The 8,774-nt window shown below is 71.4% G+C and carries 13 protein-coding genes; 6 read left to right on the forward strand and 7 right to left on the reverse strand.

Going from position 1 to position 8,774, the window contains the following annotated elements:
- The coding region (locus AC30N0_RS01650; protein WP_489516199.1) for a PA14 domain-containing protein at positions 1-304 on the forward strand (304 nt) is incomplete at its 5' end.
- An 87-nt stretch (positions 305-391) separates the two neighbouring features.
- A complete protein-coding gene (locus AC30N0_RS01655; protein ID WP_489516200.1) occupies positions 392-1,057 on the forward strand; it encodes a DUF4142 domain-containing protein in 666 nt (221 codons plus the stop codon).
- 59 nt (positions 1,058-1,116) lie between these two features.
- Here AC30N0_RS01655 and AC30N0_RS01660 read toward each other — a convergent pair whose 3' ends face one another.
- Together AC30N0_RS01660 and AC30N0_RS01665 are read right to left on the reverse strand one after the other, a co-directional pair.
- The gene (locus tag AC30N0_RS01660; protein ID WP_489516201.1) at positions 1,117-1,602 is read right to left on the reverse strand and encodes a beta/gamma crystallin domain-containing protein; all 486 of its coding nucleotides are present in this window, start codon (positions 1,600-1,602) and stop codon (positions 1,117-1,119) included.
- An 83-nt stretch (positions 1,603-1,685) separates the two neighbouring features.
- The gene (locus AC30N0_RS01665; protein ID WP_489516202.1) at positions 1,686-3,056 is read right to left on the reverse strand and encodes a YdgA family protein; all 1,371 of its coding nucleotides are present in this window, start codon (positions 3,054-3,056) and stop codon (positions 1,686-1,688) included.
- Positions 3,057-3,232: 176 nt separating this feature from the next.
- Between AC30N0_RS01665 and msrB the strand changes: the two genes are divergently transcribed.
- Genes msrB through AC30N0_RS01680 form a run of 3 tightly spaced genes read left to right on the forward strand, consistent with a single transcriptional unit; the run spans position 3,233 to position 5,135 of the window.
- Positions 3,233-3,685, forward strand: a complete 453-nt coding sequence (gene msrB, locus AC30N0_RS01670; protein ID WP_489516203.1) for a peptide-methionine (R)-S-oxide reductase MsrB — start codon at positions 3,233-3,235, stop codon at positions 3,683-3,685.
- Positions 3,682-4,206, forward strand: a complete 525-nt coding sequence (gene msrA / locus AC30N0_RS01675; RefSeq protein ID WP_489516204.1) for a peptide-methionine (S)-S-oxide reductase MsrA — start codon at positions 3,682-3,684, stop codon at positions 4,204-4,206. Before msrB ends, msrA begins: the two co-directional genes overlap by 4 nt.
- Positions 4,203-5,135, forward strand: coding sequence for a M14 family metallopeptidase (locus tag AC30N0_RS01680; RefSeq protein WP_489516205.1), 933 nt, complete (start codon positions 4,203-4,205; stop codon positions 5,133-5,135). The genes msrA and AC30N0_RS01680 overlap by 4 nt, the downstream gene beginning before the upstream one ends.
- Before the next feature lie 46 nt (positions 5,136-5,181).
- Here AC30N0_RS01680 and AC30N0_RS01685 read toward each other — a convergent pair whose 3' ends face one another.
- The gene (locus AC30N0_RS01685) at positions 5,182-6,696 is read right to left on the reverse strand and encodes a protein adenylyltransferase SelO (RefSeq protein ID WP_489516206.1); all 1,515 of its coding nucleotides are present in this window, start codon (positions 6,694-6,696) and stop codon (positions 5,182-5,184) included.
- A gap of 113 nt (positions 6,697-6,809) precedes the next feature.
- Here AC30N0_RS01685 and AC30N0_RS01690 point away from each other — a divergent pair, with 113 nt between their 5' ends.
- On the forward strand, positions 6,810-7,115 hold the full coding sequence (locus AC30N0_RS01690; RefSeq protein ID WP_489516207.1) for a hypothetical protein: 306 nt from the start codon (positions 6,810-6,812) through the stop codon (positions 7,113-7,115).
- On the opposite strand, the gene AC30N0_RS01695 is transcribed toward AC30N0_RS01690, so the two are convergent.
- The 4 genes from AC30N0_RS01695 to AC30N0_RS01710 form a co-directional block, all read right to left on the reverse strand.
- A complete protein-coding gene (locus AC30N0_RS01695) occupies positions 7,112-7,285 on the reverse strand; it encodes a hypothetical protein (RefSeq protein ID WP_489516208.1) in 174 nt (57 codons plus the stop codon). The two genes, AC30N0_RS01690 and AC30N0_RS01695, sit on opposite strands and share 4 nt — an antisense overlap.
- On the reverse strand, positions 7,267-8,190 hold the full coding sequence (locus AC30N0_RS01700) for a Cj0069 family protein (protein WP_489516209.1): 924 nt from the start codon (positions 8,188-8,190) through the stop codon (positions 7,267-7,269). The genes AC30N0_RS01695 and AC30N0_RS01700 overlap by 19 nt, the downstream gene beginning before the upstream one ends.
- A 45-nt stretch (positions 8,191-8,235) precedes the next feature.
- A complete protein-coding gene (locus tag AC30N0_RS01705) occupies positions 8,236-8,427 on the reverse strand; it encodes a hypothetical protein (RefSeq protein ID WP_489516210.1) in 192 nt (63 codons plus the stop codon).
- A 72-nt stretch (positions 8,428-8,499) separates the two neighbouring features.
- Positions 8,500-8,774 (reverse strand): hypothetical protein (locus tag AC30N0_RS01710; RefSeq protein WP_489516211.1); only part of this gene is annotated, 275 nt, incomplete at its 5' end.

Below are 8,774 nucleotides of genomic sequence, written 5' to 3' on the forward strand. Positions count from 1 at the left end.
CGACAACGTGTCGGTGATCTGGACCGGCTACATCGAGGCGCCGGTGACCGGGACCTACACGATCTACGGCACCACCGACGACGGCATGCGGATCCACATCAACGGCACGGCCGTCGTCGATGCCTGGTTCTTCCAGGGGCCGACCGAATACGCCGGCACGATCGACCTCGTCGCCGGCCAGCGCTACCCGATCCGGATCCGCTACTTCCAGGGCGGTGGCCTGACCGAGGCGCACGTCTGGTGGCAGGCACCCGGCGGCATCAAGGAAGTGATCCCGACCGAGCGGCTGTATCCGATGTACTGATCGTCATTCGGCAGGCGGCCTGCCTGCTCCGTCGTCCTGCGGCACGGGGCTTGCCGACCCTGCAGGATCGAATCACCGGAGCAGCGCATGGCGCCCATCGAAAAGACCCACCGCATCGTCCTGGCCATCGGCCTTCTCTGTCTCGGCACGGCCGGCGGTGTGGCCGCCCAAGGTGCGCCCGGGTCGACTTCCTCGAGGCCGTCCGGCGCGACGGCTGGCAGCACCGCGGCGCCGGCGCAGGGCGCCGATCGCGCCTTCATTGAGAAGGCCGCGATGAGCGACATGGCCGAGGTCCAGCTCAGCCAGATCGCCCAGCAGAAGGCGACCCGCGACGACGTCAAGCAGCTCGCCGGCCGCATGGTCCAGGACCACACCCGGACCAGCCAGGAGCTGAAGTCGATCGCCGGCAAGCACAACGTGATGCTGCCGACGGCACTCGACCGCAAGCACCAGCTGGCGGTGGAGAAGCTTCAGGGCAAAACGGCGGGCGCCGACTTCGACCGCCAATACCTCAAGCTCCTGCTCGACGACCACCGGCAGGCGGTGTCGCTGTTCCGCGCCGAGGCGAAGTCGGGCAAGAACCCCGAGGCCAAAGCCTTCGCGGCGAAGACCCTGCCGGCCCTCGAGGAGCACCTGCAGATGGTGCAGGCGATGAGCAAGGGCGCGGGCAAGCCGATGGCCATGGGCGGCGCCGGCGCCGGCTCGAGCGCTGCCTCGAAGCCGGGGGCCGGCGGCGGGAGCCCGCGACCCTGAAACTCAGAGCGACGCTGGAACAGCCCGCGCCTGCGGGCTATTCATTCAAGCGCGCCGGTTCAGCTGCACTGCAGGCGCATCGACTCGATCCGGCCGCCGAAACCGAGCTTCTCGATCAGCCCCGGCTCGCGGCTGTCCGGCGCGAAGCCGACCGAACGGGCCGAGAGGAACTGGCGCTCGAACAGGATGAGGGTGGCCCGCGGGCCGGTCACCACGCTCTTGATCTCGCGGCGAAGCTGCCGCGCCGAGCCGCGGTCCAGCGTCCTCAGCTCGACGGGACCCACCAGCGTGGTCGAGTCGCCGCCGAAGTTGCGCTCGTCGTAGAAGGTCGCCCAGCAGCCGGATTGCAGCGCATTGCTCGCGCCGACCGACGGAAACAGCACGGTCATGGTGTCGGGGTCGTCGGCTGCCGATGCGCCTCGGATCGACGTGCCCGCCGTCGAGCCCGGGCCGGCAGAGCTTCCGGCTCCCATCGGCGCGCAGGCGGCGAGAGAAGCCGCTGCGGCGGCGATCGCCAGCGAGGAGGCGAGTTGTCTTGCGTTCATGGGGGTTCCCGTTTCGTGGTGGTGGTGAAACGCAACGGCGAGCGGCGTGCCGGGGTGCGCGCCCCGGTGCGCCGCATCGGCCATCACCGGCCCCCGAGCGGCTGGCCGTTGACCGTCATCGCGCCCTTGGCGAAAGACATCTCGCTCTTCACGTAGTCGCCGTCGCGGACCAGGTAGCCCTGTGCCTGGCCCAACTCCAGCATCGCGTCGACACCGGCCGGGTCCGGCACGCTGCCCGGGAGCCGCGACGCACCCGCCTGCGACAGCGAGCGCAGCCAGGCCACCGGCACGCGCGTCGCGGCGCGCGCGTAGCCCCGCGTCAGCAGCACGGCCGGCAGGGGCTGCGCGGCATCGGCCTCGGTCACGCCCTCGACACCCACGGCATAGGAGAACTCGCCGGTGAGCCCGCCCGAGACGACCGCCATGCGATCGAGAGACACCTCGGGCCCGTGCCGGAGGAGGGCCATCAGGTCGGCCTGGATCTTTCCCGGCAGCGACGCCAGAGCCGCCGCCTGCTCGGCCCCGTCGCAGCGGTAGGCCTCCTTTGTCACGGTCTCCATCAGACGCTGATAGCTCGGGGCGTGGATCCGCTTCATCGACATCGTCATGTCGAACTTGTCGACCTTGACGTCGCCGAACATGCCGGCGCCGGCGAACGACGACGTGCCGCCGAGGAGCTCGCCGGCGAGCGTCGTGGCGCTGGTGAAGCGCATGCCGCTGAACACGACCTTGACCGGCGCTCCGGTCGCGCCGCCGGCGATCTCCATCGCCTCGAGCGTGCCCTCCACCTTGCCGATCAGGAACGGGTCGGTCGGGCCGATCGCCTGCCCGTCGCCGTGCATGGCGATCGCGCCGACCCGCACCGATCCCGACTGGGCCGGGTCGGTGATCGCCAGGCCCGGGCTGTTCATCCGGTAGGTGACGGCACGGCCGTCGCGGCTCGCCACGAACTCGCCGCTCAGGCTCTTCCATTCGACCTCGGCGCCCCTGCCCAACGGCAGCCGCGCCGCCGGACTCGCGAAGGTGCTGCTCGAGCCGCCGTCGAAAGCCATGACCGTGTGCACCCTCATCAGCGCCCCGTCGCCGAAGGCGGCGATCACCCGCTGTGCATCGGCGTCGCCGCCGGCGATGCGCAGCTGCGAGTCGACGACGGCGGCGGCGAACGTGCCGCCGGCGATCGGGCCGTGCCGGATCGAGCTGGTGACCGTCGCCGTCGGCAGCGGCTTGCCGCCGGCGGCCGCGCAGCCGAATTGCAGCGTCGTCGTGCTCGTCGACCTGAAGAAGCCCTTGGCGTACTTCTGCTCGCTGACCTTGATGATGGGCACGCGTGCCTGCAGCTGCGCGAGCCGCTCCCGGTGACGGGCTTCGGCCTGCTGGCCGGCCCAGCCGGTGGCGCCGAGATAGCCGCCGCCGAGGACGACGACCAGACCGAGACCTGCGGCTGCCTTGTTCATGAGATTCCCGAAGAGATGAAAGCGCGGACCGCGCGGGCAAACCGCCGGATGTTCCACGCCTAGGGCCCAGATGGGCAAGGACCTCCGGTCGGCCTTAGCATCGTTTCCGGTCCGGGCGTGCGTATGTCGCACCCGGGCGGATCCGGCGGCGACGCCGCGCAACGAAAGGTCCCGACGTGACGACCCCCTATCGCAAGACGCCCGAGGCGCTGGCGCGGCTCACGCCCGAGCAGTACCGGGTAACGCAGCAGAACGCGACGGAGCACCCAGGCACGGGCGAGTACCTCGACAACCACGAGCCCGGCATCTACGTCGACGTGGTCTCGGGCGAGCCGCTGTTCGCCTCGGCCGACAAGTTCGAGTCCGGCTGCGGCTGGCCCAGCTTCACGAAGCCCATTGCGCCGGCCAACGTGAGCGAGCTTCGCGACGCGTCGCATGGCATGGTGCGCACCGAAGTCCGCTCGCGGCACGGCGACAGCCACCTCGGCCACGTCTTCGAGGACGGGCCGCGCGACCGCGGCGGCCTTCGCTACTGCATCAACTCGGCGTCCCTGCGCTTCGTCCATCGCGACGACATGCAGGCCCAGGGCTACGGCGACTACATCGACCAGGTGGAGGACAGGAAATGACGACGACGACAACGAACCCGACCGAGCGCGCCGTGCTGGCCGGCGGCTGCTTCTGGGGCATGCAGGACCTGATCCGCCGCATCGACGGCGTGGTCTCTACCCGCGTCGGCTACTCAGGCGGCGACGTGCCGAACGCCACCTACCGGCGCCACGGCACGCACGCCGAGGCGATCGAGATCGTGTTCGACCCCGCCCGCCTGAGCTTTCGCGAGCTGCTCGAGTTCTTCTTCCAGATCCACGATCCGAGCACGAAGAACCGCCAGGGCAACGACGTCGGCATGAGCTACCGCTCGGCGATCTTTTTCACCAGCGAGGACCAGAAGCGCGTCGCCGAGGACACGATCGCCGACGTCGACGCCTCGGGGCTGTGGCCCGGGCGGGTCGTCACCGAGCTGGCACCCGCCGGGCCGTTCTGGGAAGCCGAGCCGGAGCATCAGGACTACCTCGAGCGGATCCCGAACGGCTACACCTGCCACTACGTGCGGCCCGGCTGGAAGCTGCCACGGCGGCAGGCTGCATGACGGCGACGGAAGCGTTCGAGGTCCTGCCCCGCGACCTGTCGGCCTACCGGGCCGGCAACACCGGCACCGACTACGTGCATCGTTTCGAGTCCGGCCGGCCCGGGCCGCACGTGCTCGTCAATGCGCTCACGCACGGCAACGAGTTCTGCGGCATGGTCGCGGTCTGCGACCTGCTCGACCGCGGCGTGCGCCCGCAGCGCGGCACCCTCACGCTGAGCTTCGCCAACGTCGCCGCCTACGAGACCTTCGATCCGGCGCAGCCGTTCGAGAGCCGGCTCATCACGCACAACCTGAACCGGATCTGGTCGACGGCCTGGCTCGAAAGCAGCGAGGACAGCATCGAGCTGCGCCGGGCCCGCGCCATGCGGCCCGCCGTGGCGGCGGCCGACCACATCCTCGACATCCACTCGACCAGCCAGGACGTGCTGCCCTTCTGGGTCTACCCGAACTTCGCGCGCAACGCGGCGGTGGCCGGCGCCTTGCCGCGACCCGGCGTGCACCTCGTCATGCCGGCCGGCCTCGGCTCGGGCACGCCGCTCATCCAGCACGGCGAGCACGGCTCGCCGGGCGGCACCGCCGGCGCGGCCCTCGTCGTCGAATGCGGCCAGCACTTCCGGCAGGCGAGCGCCGACCTGGCCAAGGACGTGGCGATGGACTTCCTCGGCCACTTCGGCCTCGTCGAGCGCACGGTCGCCCCGCCGGCGCAGACGCGCCGCTTCGAGCTGCTGCGCACGCACGTGATCCAGGACCCGGGCTTCGCCTTCACCCGGCCGGTGATCGGCTTCGGGACCTACGCCAAGGACGAGCTCATCGCCACCGACGGCGTGCTCGAGATCCGCGCCCCCTGCGACGACTGCACGATCTTCATGCCGGCGCGCACGGCGATCGTCGGCCGCGAAGGCGTGTACCTGACGCGGCCGATGCACTGACCGCGGCGTCGGGCGTTGCCGGCCGGCGCGCCACGGCGGCCCGGGGTCAGGTCCCGCAGAAGGTGCGGTAGCCGGCCGTGACCTCGGCGGCGGCCGGCTCGGCGTAGCGGGCGCGCTCCGGCGCTTCCTCGTACGGACGGCGCAGGGCCTCGAGCAGGCGCTCGAACGGGCCGAGGTCCTCGTCTCGCCAGGCCGCGGTCAGGGCTTCCTCGACCCGGTGGTTGCGCGGGATCAGCCACGGGTTGACGCGGCGCATGCGCGCGGCACGCTCCGAATCGAAGGCGGCGTCGCTCGTCCGCGTGCCGCCGACCTCGACGGCGCAGCGCTCGCGCCAGCGCGCCAGCCACGCGGCGGGTGCCTGCGGTTCGGCGAACAGGGTACGCAGCGGCGCTTCGTCGCCGGCCGCCGCGTCGGCCAGGCGGCGCCAGGCGAGGGTGAAGTCCACGGCCTGGGCGTGCAGCAGGGCAAGCCAGTCCTCGGCGAGGGCGCTGTCGGCCGCGTCGTCCGCCGCGTCGGCGCGCAGGCCGAGCTTGGCGCGCTGCCCGCGCTGCAGCTCGGCGCGGTAGATGGCGGAAAAGTCGTCGATGACCTGCGTCGCCAGGACGGCGGCCTGGGCGGGGTCGTCGTCGAGCAGAGGCAGCAGCGTCTCGGCGAGGCGGGCCAGGTTCCAGCGCGCGATGTCGGGCTGGTTGCCGAAGGCGTAGCGGCCGCGGCGGTCGATCGAGCTGAAGACCGCGTCGGGGTCGTAGGCCTCGACGAAGGCGCAGGGCCCGTAGTCGATCGTCTCGCCCGAGATCGCCATGTTGTCGGTGTTCATGACGCCGTGGATGAAGCCGACGTTCATCCACTGCGCGATGAGCGCCGCCTGGCGCCGGACGACGTTCTCGAGCAGGCCGAGGAAGCGGCGCGGCGAGCCGGCGAGCGCCGGGTCGTGCCGCGCGATCGTGTACTCGGCGAGCTTGCGGACGCGCTCGACGTCGTTGCGGAAGGCGAAGAACTGGAACGTGCCGACGCGCAGATGGCTGGCCGCGACGCGCGTCAGCACCGCGCCCGGCAGCACGGTCTCGCGCTGCACCGGCTCGCCGGTGGCCACGACGGCGAGCGCGCGCGTGGTCGGGATGCCGAGCGCGTGCATGGCCTCGCCGATCAGCACTTCGCGCAGCATCGGCCCGACCGCCGCCTTGCCGTCGCCGCCGCGCGAGAACGGCGTGCGGCCCGAGCCCTTCAGGGCGATGTCGCGACGTCGGCCGGCACGGTCGAGCACCTCGCCGAGCAGCACGGCGCGGCCGTCGCCGAGCTGCGGCGAGAAACCGCCGAACTGGTGCCCGGCGTAGGCCTGGGCGACCGGCTCGCCGCCTTCGGGCACGGCGTTGCCCGAGAAGAGCTCGGCACCGGCGTCGCCGCGCAGCGCAGCGGCGTCGAAGCCCAGCTCCTCGGCCAGCGGCTCGTTGAAGAACAGCGTCCGCGGCGCCGGCACCTTGTCGGGCCGCCACGGCAGCGAGAAGCCCTCGAGCTCGCGGGCGTAGGAGTTGTCGAAGCGAACGGGGGCGGCTGCAGCCATGGGAACCCTGGGGTGGCCTGCGAGTGTGAACGACGTGGGACGCCGCGTCCTGGGCAAGGGCTCGGCAAGGTGCATTCCCACGCTCGTGCACGCCGATTGCCCGGAGAGGCTCAATGCACCTGGTCCAGCTTCTCCTTCCCCTTTATGACCGGGCCGGAGCCGCCCTGCCCCGCGCGCTCTACGACGGCGTGCGCGCCGAGCTGGTCGACCGCTTCGGCGGCCTCACCGCGTACACCCGCGCTCCGGCCAAGGGCCTGTGGTCCGAAGGCGGCGAGGTAGAGATGGACGACATCGTCGTCTACGAGGTGATGACCGAGGCACTGGACCTGGCGTGGTGGGCGAAGTACCGTGCCGCGCTCGAGCAGCGCTTCGCGCAGGACGAGCTGATGATCCGGGCGCTGAAGACCGAGCGGCTCTAGGAGGCGGCCCGCCGCTGTCGGGCGGCCTGCAGCGCGGCAGTCGTCGCTTGCACCAGCGGCTCGATCGCGGAGTCGGGAAAAGGGGCGACGCTGCTCACGTTGATCTCGCACAGCACGTGGCCCTCTTCGCCCGACGCCGAAGGCTCGCCCTTCAGGAAGTCGCAGTCCACAGCAGGGGCAGCTGGTCGTTGTCGAGAGCGAGCGTCTGCTGCAGCTCCGGCAGCCACTCGGACTCGAGCCGCTGCTTGAGGCGTTGCAGGTGCGGGAGATCGGGGGGGTGGTACAGGCGCGGGCCCGGCGCCGGAGCATCGGCGGCGCTGCGTCCTTCGGCAGCCGGATACAGGGCGTTGACCGCCTGCAGGCCGAAGCCGACGACGCGGTCGCGCACCAGGTAGCAACGCACCATGCCTTCGCTCAGGCGCGGCTGCCAGGCCTGGTCGACCATGTGGCAGCCGTTCTCGAAGTACGGCGCCATGAGTTCGATGAAGGACTCGAAGGGCATCTCGCTCTCGACGCTGCCGCGTTGCGCATGGCGCGCTCGCACGCGCTGGACCGGGCCGGACCCTGGTCCCTCCGGCGATCGCTGCACGCGCCAGACACCGATGCCGCTGTGCCCGCGCCACTGCTTGAGGACCCGCGCCGCGCCTTGACGCAGCCGCGTGCCGAGCTCCGTGCGGAGCTGCGCCAGGCTGTCGATGCGGTGGGTGTCGCTGCCCCAGCCGAGATCGCGGGTGTCGACGAGCACGTCCTTGGTGCCCAGCTTCATCACCACGTCCGGGTGCGCGCTCACGAGGACCCCGGCGCTAGCGACCTTCCGAAGGATGGCGTCGAGCGGCTCGCGCGAGTGCCCGGCCTCGATGGGGTTGACCCAGACCAGCGCGCCGTCGCAGCCGAGCAGCTGCTCGCGCAGGTCCTCCAGCTGGTCCAGGTTGTAGACCGCCGGACGGGCGTCGACGCCGCGGTCCGCGAAGGCCCTGAACAAGGCGGCAAAGCGGTTGTTGTCCGCCGTCGCGGCGCGTCGGGCTTCGGCTTCACCCGGATAGACGATCGCCAGCTGCAGGCTCGAGGTGCTCATCTTGGTTCCCTCCAGGATTTGCCTTGCTCGGCGACGGCCCGAAGTTCATGAGGCGCTCACCGATGTGCCGACATCATCTCCTCGAAAGATGCCAGCCGCGCGACGATCGCACCCGCGGCAGAGTGATCGCCGGGCTGGCCAGACGTGGCCGTGCAGCGGCTTGCCCTCGAGCCATCCGCCGATCCGCTGGCGAAGCGCGATCAGCGCATCGAAGTCGAGGCCGGTGGGCACTTCCATGCTACCGATCAGGTAGGCGATGACGCGATCGGGCAGCGGGCGGCGATGGGGGGCCCGACGCCAGCAGGTGGGCTACAGGCGCTCCATCCGCCGCAGCCGCATCTCCTCGGCGCGCTGCCGGTCGAGGCACTGCGCGCCCGAGCGCGTCCGTGGGTTCTTGCAGGGGTTCAGGACGCACAGGGCGCCGGCCACGAGCCCGCTGCAGACGTTGCTGCCCGCCTGGACGAACGGCCGGACCGGCGCACCTGCGCTTCGCTGCCGCGCACGCACCGACCCGGCCCGCTCGCCTGCGGGCGGTCGGGCCGGCGTCGCCTGCAGCGGCGCCGCCTCGGGCCGCCGCTCCGGCG

The sequence above is a fragment of the Rhizobacter sp. genome (genome assembly GCF_031412495.1).
Taxonomy (GTDB): Bacteria; Pseudomonadota; Gammaproteobacteria; order Burkholderiales; family Burkholderiaceae_C; genus Schlegelella_A.